Origin of the sequence: Dyadobacter jiangsuensis, from assembly GCF_003014695.1 — a bacterium.
Classification (GTDB): domain Bacteria; phylum Bacteroidota; class Bacteroidia; order Cytophagales; family Spirosomataceae; genus Dyadobacter; species Dyadobacter jiangsuensis.
In genome coordinates this window covers 104729-119180 of the sequence record NZ_PYAS01000009.1, presented here as the reverse complement: position 1 = coordinate 119180, position 14452 = coordinate 104729, and the positions used below count along the sequence as shown (strand labels likewise).

At 51.3% G+C, this 14452-nt stretch carries 11 protein-coding genes; 7 read left to right on the top strand and 4 right to left on the bottom strand.

The window, feature by feature from the left end; genetic code table 11:
* Window positions 1-44 precede the first annotated feature (44 nt).
* Entirely contained in the window at window positions 45-572 is a 528-nt protein-coding gene (locus CLV60_RS19030; RefSeq protein ID WP_106596960.1) for a dihydrofolate reductase family protein, read from the top strand.
* A gap of 9 nt (window positions 573-581) precedes the next feature.
* On the opposite strand, the gene porQ is transcribed toward CLV60_RS19030, so the two are convergent.
* Window positions 582-1673: a type IX secretion system protein PorQ gene (gene porQ, locus CLV60_RS19025; RefSeq protein ID WP_106596959.1), complete on the bottom strand. Its 1092-nt coding sequence runs from the start codon at window positions 1671-1673 to the stop codon at window positions 582-584.
* An 85-nt stretch (window positions 1674-1758) separates the two neighbouring features.
* Between porQ and CLV60_RS19020 the strand changes: the two genes are divergently transcribed.
* The 6 genes from CLV60_RS19020 to rbp all read left to right on the top strand — a co-directional run bounded on the left by CLV60_RS19020 (window position 1759) and on the right by rbp (window position 10171).
* Window positions 1759-3318 (top strand): acyl-CoA carboxylase subunit beta, encoded by a 1560-nt coding sequence (locus CLV60_RS19020; protein WP_106596958.1) that lies wholly within the window; start codon window positions 1759-1761, stop codon window positions 3316-3318.
* Window positions 3319-3486: 168 nt separating this feature from the next.
* A complete protein-coding gene (locus tag CLV60_RS19015) occupies window positions 3487-4764 on the top strand; it encodes a Gfo/Idh/MocA family oxidoreductase (RefSeq protein ID WP_106596957.1) in 1278 nt (425 codons plus the stop codon).
* A 55-nt stretch (window positions 4765-4819) separates the two neighbouring features.
* Window positions 4820-8257, top strand: a complete 3438-nt coding sequence (locus tag CLV60_RS19010; RefSeq protein WP_106597183.1) for a 3-keto-alpha-glucoside-1,2-lyase-like domain-containing protein — start codon at window positions 4820-4822, stop codon at window positions 8255-8257.
* Window positions 8258-8347: 90 nt separating this feature from the next.
* Window positions 8348-8860: an Xre family toxin-antitoxin system antitoxin gene (locus tag CLV60_RS19005; protein WP_106596956.1), complete on the top strand. Its 513-nt coding sequence runs from the start codon at window positions 8348-8350 to the stop codon at window positions 8858-8860.
* Window positions 8861-8871: 11 nt separating this feature from the next.
* Complete coding sequence (locus tag CLV60_RS19000; RefSeq protein WP_106596955.1) at window positions 8872-9327, top strand: RES family NAD+ phosphorylase; 456 nt, start codon at window positions 8872-8874, stop codon at window positions 9325-9327.
* 169 nt (window positions 9328-9496) lie between these two features.
* The gene (rbp, locus tag CLV60_RS18995; RefSeq protein WP_106596954.1) at window positions 9497-10171 is read left to right on the top strand and encodes an RNA-binding regulator; all 675 of its coding nucleotides are present in this window, start codon (window positions 9497-9499) and stop codon (window positions 10169-10171) included.
* Between the two features lie 48 nt (window positions 10172-10219).
* Here the strand turns inward: rbp and CLV60_RS18990 are convergent, their stop codons facing one another.
* Genes CLV60_RS18990 through mutS form a run of 3 tightly spaced genes read right to left on the bottom strand, consistent with a single transcriptional unit; the run spans window position 10220 to window position 14422 of the window.
* The gene (locus tag CLV60_RS18990) at window positions 10220-10588 is read right to left on the bottom strand and encodes a DMT family protein (protein ID WP_106596953.1); all 369 of its coding nucleotides are present in this window, start codon (window positions 10586-10588) and stop codon (window positions 10220-10222) included.
* Entirely contained in the window at window positions 10585-11775 is a 1191-nt protein-coding gene (locus tag CLV60_RS18985) for an MFS transporter (protein WP_106596952.1), read from the bottom strand. Before CLV60_RS18985 ends, CLV60_RS18990 begins: the two co-directional genes overlap by 4 nt.
* Before the next feature lie 52 nt (window positions 11776-11827).
* Window positions 11828-14422 carry a DNA mismatch repair protein MutS gene (gene mutS, locus CLV60_RS18980; protein ID WP_106596951.1) on the bottom strand — a complete coding sequence of 865 codons (2595 nt, stop codon included), beginning with the start codon at window positions 14420-14422 and terminating at the stop codon, window positions 11828-11830.
* Between the last annotated feature and the right edge of the window lie 30 nt (window positions 14423-14452).

The window sequence follows — 14452 nt, the reverse complement described above, 5'->3', positions numbered from 1 at the left end:
GAAACAGCTATCCTATTTTTCCTGTACTAACCAAATCACTAGCTATGACCAGAAAAGTATTCGTTTACATTGCCGCCAGCCTCGACGGTTACATTGCCAAACACGACGATGATCTGACGTTCCTGTCACTCGTGGAACAAGAAGGCGAAGATTACGGCTATGCCGAATTCATCGATACGATCGACACCGTGATCATCGGCCGCAAAACGTATGATAAGGTGCAGGCCATGGGCATTGAATATCTGCGTGCCGATAAGGAATATCACATCGTGACGCGTACACCGCGTGCGCAGGAAGGCAATGTCCGCTTTCATACCGGCGACCTGAAAGCATTCATCGAAGAGCTGAAACAAAAAGAAGGGAAACACATTTTCGTCGATGGCGGCGCGGAAGTGGTGAACCAGCTCATGCAACTCGACCTGATCGACGAGTACATCGTTTCATTGATTCCCATTCTCCTCGGCGACGGCATCCGCCTGTTCAAAGACGGTCGGCCGGAGCAAAACCTTACTTTCGTGAGCAGTAAGTCTTTTGAAAAAGGTTTGGTGCAGCTGCATTACACACGCAGATAGCGCATTGCATTACCGGACGGGCCTGGCTTTCACCGGCTCGTCCCATTTGTTTCTGGCAAACCCGTTTTTGAGGTTCATCACAATGGAAATGGAGCTGCTGCCAAAGCCTGGTACATATTGCGCCCGGCCATAACCGACCTCGAAACGCTTAACACGTAGCCACGCACCGAACGAAAAACCCGCTAATGCGCCGCGGTTCGTCAGGCGGAGTTCCTGCCGTTTCAGGTGATCATAGCCCAGCAGAATACGGAAATTGGGATGTGCCAAAATCTCTGCGCCGAGCGACAGATGCCTGCCCAGCTTTTCTGCTACTCCCACTTTTTTGGGCAGTTTAGTGCCATTAATGTCGTAGGTATAAAACAGGTTCGGGTCGTTGTAAACCATATCGAACCGGTTCAAGTGATGGGCCGTCAGCGACACGCGAATGGGCATGTATTGGGGTTTGAAAGTTACCCCTACCCGCATATCGAATGGCAGCACCGGCGTATTCGCGCCATTGTAGTTCTGCTTTAAAAAACCGAAGTTTTTAGCCACGAAACCGATCGTCAGGTCCTCACGCGGGTGCCGGAATGTGGCACCCCAGTCGAACGCCATTCCCCAGGTTTGGTAGCTTTCAATCGATGCTCCTACGAATTTGGCCGTCGCGCCGAGCGTGAATGCGCCTATGGTGTGGCCATAACCGGCAGATAACCCATAATCCGCCGCACGGAACTCCCCTACCACATTGCCTATGTCGTCGGTTTCCTGCATGGTGCCGTAGTTCAGGTATTGCAGTCCTACTGCCCAGGTGCCGCCCGTTTTGCGGACCCGGTTGGCATAACCCATATTCACAAACTTCGTATCCGCCAGGTAGGGCATCAGGTTCAACGATACATTGTTGATCTTCGCGGAATCGAGCAAAGCAGGGTTTTGAAGAAACAATGAGGGATCATTGCCTTGCGCGGTAATGTGGTTGGAACCCAACGCGGTACTACGTGCCTGGGCGGGCAATTGAAGAAAATCCAGACGGGTACGGCCGCCCGTGACCTGGGCGAAAGCGGCATTCCACGGCGCACAAAGCCATGTGATCAGGAAAAGCAAACCGCAGCCTGTGCTCCTCATAAACGTCCAATAATTTCCCTAATCATTAAAATGCAGCTATATTTATAACCGTTCACCAACAAATGTAACCATATCCCCGCATTACATGGAATCCCTATCAGCCGCTGTTTCAAAAAAAGAACTTTTAGATCAAAAAAACGCTGAGGCTGAACTGGGCGGCGGTGAAAACAGGATCCAGGCGCAACATGCAAAGGGAAAGCTCACCGCCCGGGAACGCATTTCCATTCTACTCGACAAAGGCTCCTTCGAAGAAATAGGCCGATTTGTGATGCACCGCAGCAAGGATTTCGGGCTGGACAAGGAGCATTACCTCGGCGACGGCGTGGTAACAGGCTACGGCAAAGTTAATGGCCGGCTGGTTTACGTTTTCGCACAGGATTTCACCGTTTTCGGCGGCTCGCTTTCGGAAACACATGCGGAAAAAATCTGCAAGCTGATGGACCTCGCCATGAAAAACGGCGCCCCGCTGATCGGCCTCAACGACTCGGGTGGCGCGCGCATTCAGGAAGGGGTGCTCTCGCTTGCAGGTTATGCGGATATTTTTTACAAAAACACGCTGGCTTCCGGGGTCATACCGCAGATTTCGGCTGTAATGGGCCCTTGCGCCGGCGGTGCCGTATATTCGCCTGCGATCACGGATTTCATATTAATGGTTGAAAACACGAGCTATATGTTCGTGACCGGACCCAATGTGGTCAAAACGGTGACGCACGAAGAAGTAACTTCGGAAGAACTCGGCGGTGCGATGACGCACGCCACAAAATCGGGCGTAACGCATTTTGTTTCGGCCAATGAAGTCGAATGCCTGCAGTCAATCAAAAAGCTGCTGAGCTATATGCCGCAAAATTGTGAGGACGATGCGCCTCGGTATCCTTACACACCCGGCGACGAGCTTCGCCCGGCATTGAATACGCTCATTCCGGAGAATGCCAACCAGCCTTACGATATGCGGGAGGTAATCACCGAGCTTTCCGACCCCGACAGTTTTTTTGAAGTACACGAAAATTTTGCTGAAAATATCGTCGTGGGCTTCTCGCGCATTGCCGGCCGCAGCATTGGCATTGTAGCCAACCAACCCGCCGTGCTTGCGGGTGTGCTCGACATCCATGCGAGCCAGAAAGCGGCGCGTTTTGTGCGGTTTTGCGATTGTTTTAACATTCCGTTGTTGGTATTGGAAGATGTCCCCGGCTTCCTTCCCGGTACCGACCAGGAATGGAATGCGATCATCAGCAACGGCGCGAAACTGCTGTATGCATTCTGCGAGGCGACGGTTCCGCGCATTACCGTGATCACGCGCAAGGCGTACGGGGGCGCCTATGATGTGATGAATTCCAAGCACATCGGCGCGGATATGAACTTTGCATGGCCTTCCGCCGAAATCGCCGTAATGGGCGCGAGCGGTGCGGCCGAAATCATTTTCAAACGGGAGATTGCACAAGCCGAAAATCCGGCGGAGAAATTGAAGGAAAAAATCGACGACTATACCCACAAATTTGCGAACCCTTACCGGGCCGCGCACCGCGGTTATATCGATGAGGTGATCTACCCCGACCAGACCCGCGCGAAGCTCATCCGCGCCTTCGAAATGCTGGAAAACAAGGTGGATGTGCTCCCCAAAAAGAAGCACGGCAATATTCCATTGTAACGAGCACGCAGGGCGTATTGCCCATTTTCTCTGATTTTACGGCCCATTCCGAGGCATTACCCCATTAATATCGGGTAATGCCCGGGAATGCTTTGGCGCATTCCTGATATTGTCCTAATTTCACAAGCACATAACAATCAGTTTTACTTCCTAAAAGAACCTTAACGAATGAAAGAAGAGAAAGGACTTTCCGCGTCCTCACGCAGGAGCTTTATCAAAGGCTCACTGGCGACGCTGGCAACGTTTTCGATCGTTCCCCGCCATGTGCTGGGGAAAGGTTACCTCGCCCCTAGCGACACGCTCACCAAGGCTATCGTTGGAACCGGCTCCATGGGCCGCGGCCACATCCCTTATGCCGGCACCAAAGTAGTTGCATTGTGTGATGTGGATAAAAAACACCTCGACATTGCGGTAAATATGGTTGACAAGGGCGTCAAAACCTTCTCCGACTACCGCGAGCTGATCCAGCTTCCCGAGGTGGACATCGTGCACGTGGCGACGCCTCCGCATTGGCATGGCATTATCGCCGCCGATGCTGCCCGCGCGGGCAAGGACGTGTGGTGCGAGAAACCGATGACCCGTACCATTGGCGAAGGCAAGCGCCTGGTAGAGGCCGTCCAGCAGCATGGAAGAGTGTTCCGTCTCAATACCTGGTTCCGTTTCGAAAGCAATTTCTACGGAATGAATACCACCGTAAAACCCATTAAAAAACTCGTTCAGAGCGGCTTGCTCGGCTGGCCATTGAAAGTGACCGTGAGCAAGCATACCGGTTTCGACTGGAAGTTCTATTGGGTAGGTAAAACAAACAATGCACCTCAACCGGTACCAGCCGAGCTCGACTATGATATGTGGCTCGGACCCGCGCCGTACAAGCCATACAGCGAGCACCGCGTGCACGGGACCTTCCGTGGCTATTGGGATTACGATGGCGGCGGCCTGGGCGACATGGGCCAGCATTACATTGACCCGATTCAATATTTCCTCGGCAAGGACGATACCAGCCCTGTAAGTGTGGAAGTGGATGCCCCTCAGCAACATACCGAAGCCGTAGGAACCTGGCGCCGCATTACCTACACTTATGCCGATGGCTGCCAGATCGTGCTCGACGGCGAGGCCAAAGACGATAAAGTAGCGTACATCGAGGGCCCGAAAGGCAAGCTGTACCAAAATTTCAAATCGGATATTCCGGACCTGGAAAAGAAACTCGCCGCATTCCCCGATCCCGAACCACAGATTACCGACTTCGTGGACGCCGTGAAGAACCGCAAAAAGTTCGCATTGAACGAAGAAAACGGTCACCGCTCTTGTACGATCGTAAACATGGGCCTCATCGCATTGCGCCTGGGCCGCTCATTGAAATTCGATCCGGACAAGCAGGAATTTATCGACGACGAAGGCGCCAACCGGTTGATCAACCAGCCAATGCGTGCTCCCTGGACCATTTAAGAACCTAAAAGCTACGCTGACAGGCCTATTCGGGCTTGCGGCACCGGCATATCTGATGAAAAAAAGACTTTACCCTATCATGGCCCTCTGCCTGGCTTCCTCGCAGCTGATGGCCCAATCCGACAACTCGCTCGACGCCAAAGTGAAGGCGGTGTTGGCGAAACTGCCTTCCCAAAACGAGGCTGCACTGAAGAAAAACATGGAAGAGCTTGCCCAGCTCGGCAAGCCCGGCCTGGTGCAGATTGCCTCCATGCTGACACCGCTCGGCAAAGGAGACAATACCAAAATCCAATATGCATTGGGTGGCTTCACCTATTATGCGTCCCAGGCCGGCAAAGAAGCATTGCGTAAAGACGCGGCCGAGGCCTATGGCGAAGCATTGTCGAAAGTAAGCGATCCCGACAGCAAAAATTTCCTCATTTATCAGCTCCAAACAGTGGGCAAGGATGAATCAGTGGATGTTTTGAAAGGTTATCTCAAAGACGAGCGGCTTTCGCAACCTGCTGCGCGAACGCTGGCACGCATTGGCTCGCCAGCTGCCGGAGCTGCATTGCTGCAAGCGCTAAACAATGCCAACGGAGGCGCCCAACTCGCGATCACCGAGGCATTGGGCGGCAGCCACAACAAAGAAGCTGCTCCCGCCATCGAAAAAACCGCTGCCAACTCCGACACCAAGCTGCGTAAGGTAAGCCTTTATGCGCTTTCGGAAATCGGCTCGCCTTCTTCGGAAAGTATCCTGGCAGGCGCTGCGCAGAAAGCCGCTTATGGTTACGATGAAGCGGATGCTACGGCTGTTTACCTCAAATACCTCGCAAATCTGGCGGCCAATGGTAATGCAGCCTCCGCTGAAAAAGCGGCGCTCGCTTTGATCAAGGCTACACCTGATGCGAAGCAATCAGCGACGCGTTCTTCTGCATTGAAGATTTATTCGGATATCAAAAAGAGAGAATCTGTACCAGTGCTCGTAAGCGCATTGCAGAGCAGCGACGCACAATACCGCGCTGCTGCATTGAAACTGGGCCAGAAATACCTGATGGCCGATGGCACTACGCCTTGGCTGAATGCATACAAAAAGGCGACTCCTACCGTGCAGGCGGAGATCATCACTATGCTGGGCCGTGCGGAATCGAAAGATGCATTGCCGGTCGTTTTGAAAGCATTGGCTTCGAAGGATAGCAAAGTAAAAACCGCTGCCATTTGGGCTGCCGGCAGAATCGGTCAGGAAAGCAGCATTGCCAAACTGATCCCGGTTCTGAAAACAGCCACTGCGGACGAAATAGCGGCAGTTAAGAGCAGCTTGCTTACGATTAAAGGTGCCTCGCTCGTGGATCAGGTGGCAACCGCCATTCCTACCCTTCCTGCGGCTTCACAATCGGCCTTAATCGACGTACTGGCTGCCCGTGGAGCGAGTTCCAAGCTTCCGGTTGTTTCCGCACAATTGAAAAATACCAATCCCGAAGTGCGGAAATCGGCTTTCAATGCATTGAAATCCCTGGCTACCGGTAACGATTTGCCACAGCTCTATACCTTGCTGAATACCGTTTCCAATGCCGACGAGGTTGCAGCCACGCAGAGCGCTATCGACGCGGCGATTAAGGAAAGTGGTGATGTGAATAGCCAGACAGACGCTGTTTTGAAACAAATACAGGCTGCCCCTGCCGATAAACAAGGTAATTACCTTGCGGTTTTGGCAGGTATTGGCGGTAAAAAAGCGCTGAAATCAGTGGCCGAAGCTTATGGAAACGGAGATGCCGCGAAAAAGAAATCGGCCATTGCGGCTCTCTCGGCATGGTCGGATGCAAGCGCAGCCGGAGAATTGCTGACAATTGCGCGCAACACCAGCGACACAGATGATTTCAATGCCGCATTGACAGGCTATGTAGCTACAACAGCAAAGTCCGGAAAGACGGCTGCCAACAAGGTGATTATGCTTCGTGAGGCATTGGCGATCGCGAAAACCGATGCACAGAAAGAAGCCATTTTGAAAGAGCTCGGAAGAAACCGGACTTTCAATTCGCTATTACTGGCAGGAAAATACCTGGATAACGCCGGTACACAACAGGCAGCAGCGCAGGCCGTGATGAACATCGCATTGGCTAACAAAAACCTGTACAGCGCCGAAATCCGTGAGCTGCTTACCAAAGCGGGTCCTCTTTTGAAAGGACAGGATGCTGATTACCAGCGCGAATCCATCCGCAAACATTTGGCTGAGTTGCCGACTGGCGAAGGTTTTGTGTCATTGTTCAATGGCAAAGACCTTTCAGGCTGGAAAGGTTTGGTACAAAACCCGATCGCACGCCGCAAAATGAGCGCCGACACTTTGGCTTTCAAACAGAAAAAAGCGGATGAAGCTGCATTCAAGGATTGGTTTGCCAAAGATGGTGAACTCGTGTTCTCCGGCCATGGCGACAACCTTTGCACCGTAAAACAATACGGCGATTTCGAAATGTACGTCGATTGGAAAATCCAGAAAGACGGTGACGCAGGTATTTACCTCCGCGGTACGCCGCAGGTGCAGATCTGGGATACCTCACGTGTAAGCGTAGGCGCGCAGGTGGGTTCGGGAGGGCTTTATAACAACCAGAAAAACCCGAGCAAGCCTTCGAAAGTAGCCGACAATGCGATCGGCGAATGGAATACCTTCCATATCACGATGATCGGCGACCGCGTATCGGTGGATCTGAATGGTGAGAATGTGGTAGACAATGTAGTGCTCGAAAACTACTGGGATCGCAACTTGCCTATCTTCGCGAAAGAACAACTCGAATTACAGGCGCACGGCAACGAGATCCACTACCGTGATATCTACGTTCGTGAAATCCCTCGTCCTGAATTTACATTGCCCGAAGCCGAGCAGAAGGATGATTTCAAAGTCCTCTTCGACGGTACCAATATGTTTGAATGGGTGGGTAACAAAACCGACTATTTCATTCAAAACGGCGAACTCGTTGTCGATCCTAAAAAAGGCGGCAAAGGCAACCTGTACACCAAAGATGAATACAGCGATTTCGACTTCCGTTTCGAGTTTCAGCTTACGCCGGGTGCCAACAACGGCCTGGGTATCCGCACGCCGATGGAAGGCGACGCGGCGTACGTAGGAACTGAAATTCAGATTCTGGACAACGAAGCAGAGATTTACAAGGATCTGCACGAATACCAGTACCACGGTTCAGCCTACGGCATTATTCCTGCGAAAAGAGGCTATTTGAAACCGATTGGCGAGTGGAACTACGAAGAAGTGCGCGTGCAAGGCTCGAAAATCAAGGTAACCCTGAACGGCACCGTAATCCTGGATGGCGACCTTGCAGAAGCCAGCAAAAACGGCACTGCCGATCATAAGGATCACCCGGGACTTAAAAGAACCAGCGGCCACCTCGGGTTCCTTGGCCACGGTTCCGAACTCAAATTCAGGAACATCCGCGTCAAAGACCTCACCAAAGTGGCACCAGAACCGGTGGAAACAGGAAAGAAAAAGAATAAGAAGAAAAAATGATTTTGGAGATGCCCCGCTATTTGCGGGGCATTTTTATTTCCGTACATTTAGTATAAATTTATACTGGATTTAGTAAATATTTAGATCATTATGAAAAAGCACACACCTAAGCCATATCCGGAGCCAGAGGACGGCCCGGGGGCCACTTTTAATGAACCTTATGCTGCCTATTATGGCGCGCAACACCCCGGTATTATCTTCAAAACCTCCCTGCAAAAGCCCGAAAGCCAGATGACCAGCTTTCAGAAAATCGAGATGATCCGGAAAGGGATCAGCAAGAATGATTTTGAGTTGTTTAAGGAGAAGGCTGGTTTGGACTATGATCAGCTGGCCCATGCATTGTCGGTGGCGCGGGCGACGCTAATCAATAAAAAGGGGGATGAAAAGTTTAATCAATCCCTAAGCGAGCGGATCGTTAGCCTGGCTGATATTTATTCTTACGGATACGAAGTATTCGAAGACGCAGCGCGTTTCAATAGCTGGGTTTTCAGGCCTAATCAGGCGCTGGGAGGCCAGCGGCCTTTTGACTTCCTGGATAATCAGTTCGGCCGCGAAGAAATCAAAAATATGATCGGGCGCATTGATTACGGGGTTTATTCTTGATGCCGTAGCCGATGATCGTTTACAGAGTCGGGCGCACACGTTACGCCCGCGACCTCGACGGCGAAGGTGCACGCCTGCATGGCGGCCGCTGGAACCACCCGCTTACGCCCTGCATTTATACTTCGGAAAGCCGCGCGCTGGCGTTGCTGGAATATACGGCCAATGTAAACATAGATGACATTCCGCGGGCGCTCAGTATTACCGCGTTTGAAGTAGACCCTGACTATATTTTAGAATTGCCGGTCAGCGCCCTGCCCGGCGATTGGAAGAATGCCCCTGCACCCGCTTCGGCCAAAGATTTTGGTACTCATTTGCTCCGGAAGGCCGATTACGGGATTATCAAAATCCCTTCCGCTATCATGGACGATGAATTCAATTTCCTGCTCAATCCGCTATTTCGCAGGGCTGTAACCTATTCCATCCGATCGGTCCGTGATTTTGTTTATGACGTCAGACTTAAATTATAGAAAAAAATTAAAAAATGTCCCCTTGGATCACTTTGGGCAATTTTATTTAGCTTTGATATAATAATCAGAAAATCAAGACCAAGAAAAGTAAATAAGCCGACTTTGGCTCTTGAGTGGATAAAGTAAAATATATTTATTACATCTAAAATCAATAAAATCAAGGCGTTTCATGGACATTTTTGTTGGTAGTCTTTCTTTTAAGTTAAAGGAAAGCGAGCTGCGTGAAGCTTTCGAAAAGTATGGTAAAGTGAGCTCGGCGAAAATTATCATTGACAAAATTACGCGTCAAAGCAAAGGGTTCGGGTTTGTTGAAATGCCCGATGAAACAGAAGCGAGAGCTGCCATTAGTGCATTGAACGGGGCGGATATGTATGGCAGGCCTCTGGTTGTAAACGAATCCCAGAAGAGAGAACCCAGAAGCGACGGCGGTGGCGGCACTTCCCGGCCCGATACGCGCAACCGGGAAGGCTTTAACCGGCCACGACCGGCGGGAAATGACGGTCCAGGTAACAGAACGCCTTATACTCAAGATAGAAATACAGGAAGGGATTATACCCGGCAAGAACCGTCTGTTGACGACGACGATCAGGACGATGACGACGCACCGAGCGCACCGGCAAGACCTGCCGAACGCAACTTTAGCGACCGGGGCTTTTCGGGAGGAGGCAACAACTTCCGCCAGCCCGACAAGCAGCGCGACAAGGGGCACCACGACCGCGGACATGACCATAACCGTCACCAGGGAGGAAGACCGAAAATGGAAGACCGTTACAGCAACAAAAAAGGCGGAGGCGGTTCGAAAGACTACGGCCGCCGGTTTGGTGGTGGCGACGATTGGGACTAAAATACTACATTGTAAAAAGAGCCTGCAAGCGAAACTTGCAGGCTCTTTTTATTTCCTGAATATGAAGTAAACTGCCAGGACCAGGAAAACGAACCCGACGAAGTGGTTCCAGCGGAAAGTTTCTGTTTTGAAGAAAAGCAAAGTGAAAACCATGAAAATGACCAGCGTGATTACTTCCTGAATCACTTTCAGCTCTACCAGTGAAAATGGCCCGCCATTCTCCTTGAAGCCGATCCTGTTGGCAGGAACCTGAAAACAATATTCAAACAGGGCTATCCCCCAACTGATGAGGATAATGGAGAATAGCCCCAGTTTACTGAACCAGGCCATCTCCTTGAATTTCAAATGCCCGTACCACGCCATGGTCATGAAGGCGTTGGACAATATCAGAAGGCCTATGGTTACGAACGATTTCATGCTGCGGCTTTAACCTTGTTATCGCGGAAGAACAACACGAAGAGTACCAGTACTACGGCTGCAATACCAGCCGGCACCATCCAGATCGACGTCCAGTTTTTCACATTGTCGACCGTGTACATATCAGCCACCACACCGGCAATCCACGAACCGATACCCATTCCGATGCCGTAAGTAGCGATGGAGATCAGGCCTTGCGCCGAAGAACGGTATTGCTCGCCCGCTTTGCTGTCGGTGTAAATCTGGCCGGTAACGAAGAAAAAGTCGTAGCAAACGCCGTGCAGCACAATCGCCAGGTAAAGTAGCCATTCGCTGGAAGCATCGCCGTAACCGAAGCCGATGAAGCGGATGATCCAGGCAATAAGACCTACTACCAGCATCCATTTCACGCCAAAACGTGAAAACGCCAGCGGGATCAGTAACATAAATACAACTTCGGAAGCCTGCCCAAGGGACATTTTATTTTCCACGTTGGTCATGCCCGAATCCGTCAGCGACGGGTTTGCCATGGCGTAGTAGAACGACAATGGGATACAGATCAGCAGCGAAGAAATAAAGAAGATCGCGAAAGAGCGGTCTTTGAACAATTTAAACGCATCCAAACCCAGAATATCCGAGAAAGAGGTGTGTGAAGTTGGCTTTGGAGGGGTATCAGGCAGGAAGAAAGAGTAAACGCCGAGAAATGCAGCCGTAAACATCGAAATCTTGAAAATCAATGCGGTACCGCCAATTTCATAGTATCCGATGATGTTGGTTACCGCGATCCAGGCTACTGTTCCCATTACGCGAATCGCGGGAAAGTCCTTTTCCGAATCGGTAACCTGCTGCATGGCGATAGACGTCGTGAGCGACATCGCCGGAGCGAAAGTGATACAGTAGGCCAGGATCACCCAGAAAAACGTGTCGGGGTCTTTCACTTCCGCCAGCACATACAAAATAGCAGCACCTGCAAGGCTTAATATGCCCAGCACTTTTTGTGCCGCGAAATAACGGTCGGCGATCATACCCACGAAGAATGGCGCGATGATCATCGCAATGGAGAATGCCGCGTAGGCATTGCCCACCTGGACGCCCGTCGCGCCCAGTTCCGTAAACATATACTTGCTCATTTGCCCGTACCATGCACCCCACACAAAATAGAGCAGGAACATCATGGCCATCAACTGAAAGCGGGTCGAATTTTTCATAAACTAGGTTAGCGGTTGTAGGAGATTGATTGGTATAACATGAGATAAATAGTTACTTCTTGATAAGCTTCTGGAACTCGTTCAGTTTCAGCAATGCTTCGATGGGCGATAGTGTGTTGACATCCACGAGCATCAACTTTTCTTTCAGTTCGTCCAGCTTCGGGTCGGCCGGTTCGAAAATGCTGAGCTGGAAGTTGTTTTTGGGAATATCCTTCACCCGCTTCTTGTGCTCGTGTGCCACGTGGTCTTTTTCCAGGTGCTGCATGATCTCGCTCGCGCGCAGGACGATCGGCTGCGGCATACCGGCGATCTGCGCCACGTGGATACCGAAACTGTGCGCACTGCCGCCCGGTTTGAGCTTCCGCAGGAAAACCACCTTGTTGTCCACTTCCTTTACGGCCACATTGAAGTTTTTGATGCGCGGGAAATCTTCCGCAAGCTGGTTCAGCTCGTGGTAGTGCGTTGCGAAAAGCGTTTTGGGCCTGCAATTGGATTGGCTATGGAGGTACTCTGTAATCGCCCAGGCGATGGAAACGCCGTCGTAGGTGCTTGTTCCCCGCCCGATCTCATCCATCAGCACCAGGCTTTTGCTGCTCAGGTTATTGAGAATGCTCGCTGTCTCGGTCATTTCCACCATGAAGGTACTTTCCCCTTTGCTGAGGTTATCGCTCGCCCCTACCCTGGTGAAAACCTTGTCGACCAGACCGATCGTAGCCGATTTGGCAGGGACAAAACTGCCCATTTGCGCCATCAATACAATAAGCGCCGTTTGCCGGAGCAATGCCGACTTACCGGCCATGTTCGGCCCCGTAATGATGATGATTTGTTGGCTGGCGTCGTCGAGGTAAACGTCATTTGGTACGTAACTTTCGCCCACGGGCAATTGCTGCTCAATTACCGGGTGACGCCCCTCCTTAATATCCAGCTCATTACCCTCACTGATAACGGGTTGCACATATTTATTCTTCCGGGCAACCAATGCAAACGAGCTCAGCACATCCAGCGCCGATATTACCTGTGCATTCTGCTGGATAGCAGCCACATATTCCGAAGCCGTTTGAACGATTTCACTGAATATCCGGAATTCGATCGTCGAAATGCGGTCCTCCGCATTCATGATTTTTTCTTCGTATTCTTTGAGCTCCGGCGTAATGTATCGCTCCGCATTCACGAGCGTCTGTTTCCTGATCCAATCGGAAGGAACCTTGCTCTGATGTGCGTGGGTGACTTCGAGATAATAGCCAAAAACTTTGTTGTAGGCAATTTTTAGCGAACCAATGCCCGTCCGTTCAATCTCGCGGTTCTGGAGTTTGATCAGGTAGTCTTTGCCTTCATACGAAATGGCGTGCAATTCGTCCAACTCGCTGTCCACGCCGCTCTGAATCATGCGGCCCTGGTTAGAGAGCACGGGTGCATCATCGCGAAGTTCGCGCTCGATTTTATCGACCAATGCCTCGCACGCATCCAGCTGGGAAGCAAATTTATCCAGCATTCCACCTGTAAGCAGTTCCTTTACTGGGGCAATTTGTTTCAATGATTTTTTAAGCTGAACCAATTCCCTCGGATTGATGCGGCGCACCGCCACTTTGGAAATCAATCGTTCCAGGTCACCGATCTGCTTGAAACATCCTACCAGCGATTCATGAAGCTCTTCGTGCGCGAGGAAATGCGCTACCGCGCTCAGGCGCTCCTCTACGGGCGCTTTGTCTTTCAACGGTAATACCATCCACTTCCGCAGCTGCCTCGCGCCCATCGGCGTCACTGTGTGGTCGAGAATGTCGATCAGCGGCACACCGCCTTCCTGCTGAGGGTAAACGAGTTCGAGGTTACGGACAGTGAAACGGTCGAGCCACACGTATTTCTCTTCTTCCAACCGCGTAATGCGGCTGATATGCGCAACTTCCTTATGCTCGGTTTCGCGCAGGTAATGCAAAATCACCCCCGCCGCTATAACTCCCATCGGCAGCGCTTCGATGCCGTAGCCTTTTAATGTAGTCGTTTGAAAATGTCCTGTAAGCTGCTCGTAGCCATAATCATAGCCAAAGCACCAGTCTTCCAGGTGAAAAGTATGGTATTTCCCTCCGAAGAGCTCGTTAAATTCCTGCTTGTGTTTTTTGCAATACAATACCTCGGCCGGACCGAAGCCTTGCAGCATTTTGTCCACGTAGGCCGCATTACCCTGCGACGCCATGAATTCGCCTGTGGAAATATCCAGGAATGCGATTCCGTAAAGGCCGTCGTTGCCGACGTGTATCGCCGCCAGGTAGTTGTTTTTGCGGATATCGAGCACATTGTCGTTGAACGACACCCCGGGCGTAACAAGCTCCGTTACTCCGCGCTTGACAATCCCTTTCGCCGCAGCCGGGTCTTCGAGCTGATCGCAAATCGCGACGCGCTCGCCCGCACGGACGAGTTTCGGCAGATAATTATCCAGTGAATGGTGTGGAAAACCCGCCAGCTCTTCATGCGCACCGCCATTGTTCCGGCGCGTAAGCACAATGCCCAAAATTTTGGAAGCTCTTACCGCATCCTCTCCGAAAGTCTCATAAAAGTCACCAACCCGGAAGAGCAGCAGTGCTCCGGGGTATTTGGCTTTAATCTGATTGTATTGTTTATTAAGCGGAGTTTCTTTGTGTGCCTTTGCCAATTATCAGCCTAATTTTAAGAACAAGGATTT

Coding starts and splice junctions, on each gene's coding strand:
- CLV60_RS19030 (WP_106596960.1), top strand. CDS start 45: ATGACCAGAAAAGTATTCGTTTACATTGCCGCCAGCCTCGACGGTTAC.
- porQ (WP_106596959.1), bottom strand. CDS start 1,673: ATGAGGAGCACAGGCTGCGGTTTGCTTTTCCTGATCACATGGCTTTGT.
- CLV60_RS19020 (WP_106596958.1), top strand. CDS start 1,759: ATGGAATCCCTATCAGCCGCTGTTTCAAAAAAAGAACTTTTAGATCAA.
- CLV60_RS19015 (WP_106596957.1), top strand. CDS start 3,487: ATGAAAGAAGAGAAAGGACTTTCCGCGTCCTCACGCAGGAGCTTTATC.
- CLV60_RS19010 (WP_106597183.1), top strand. CDS start 4,820: ATGAAAAAAAGACTTTACCCTATCATGGCCCTCTGCCTGGCTTCCTCG.
- CLV60_RS19005 (WP_106596956.1), top strand. CDS start 8,348: ATGAAAAAGCACACACCTAAGCCATATCCGGAGCCAGAGGACGGCCCG.
- CLV60_RS19000 (WP_106596955.1), top strand. CDS start 8,872: ATGATCGTTTACAGAGTCGGGCGCACACGTTACGCCCGCGACCTCGAC.
- rbp (WP_106596954.1), top strand. CDS start 9,497: ATGGACATTTTTGTTGGTAGTCTTTCTTTTAAGTTAAAGGAAAGCGAG.
- CLV60_RS18990 (WP_106596953.1), bottom strand. CDS start 10,588: ATGAAATCGTTCGTAACCATAGGCCTTCTGATATTGTCCAACGCCTTC.
- CLV60_RS18985 (WP_106596952.1), bottom strand. CDS start 11,775: ATGAAAAATTCGACCCGCTTTCAGTTGATGGCCATGATGTTCCTGCTC.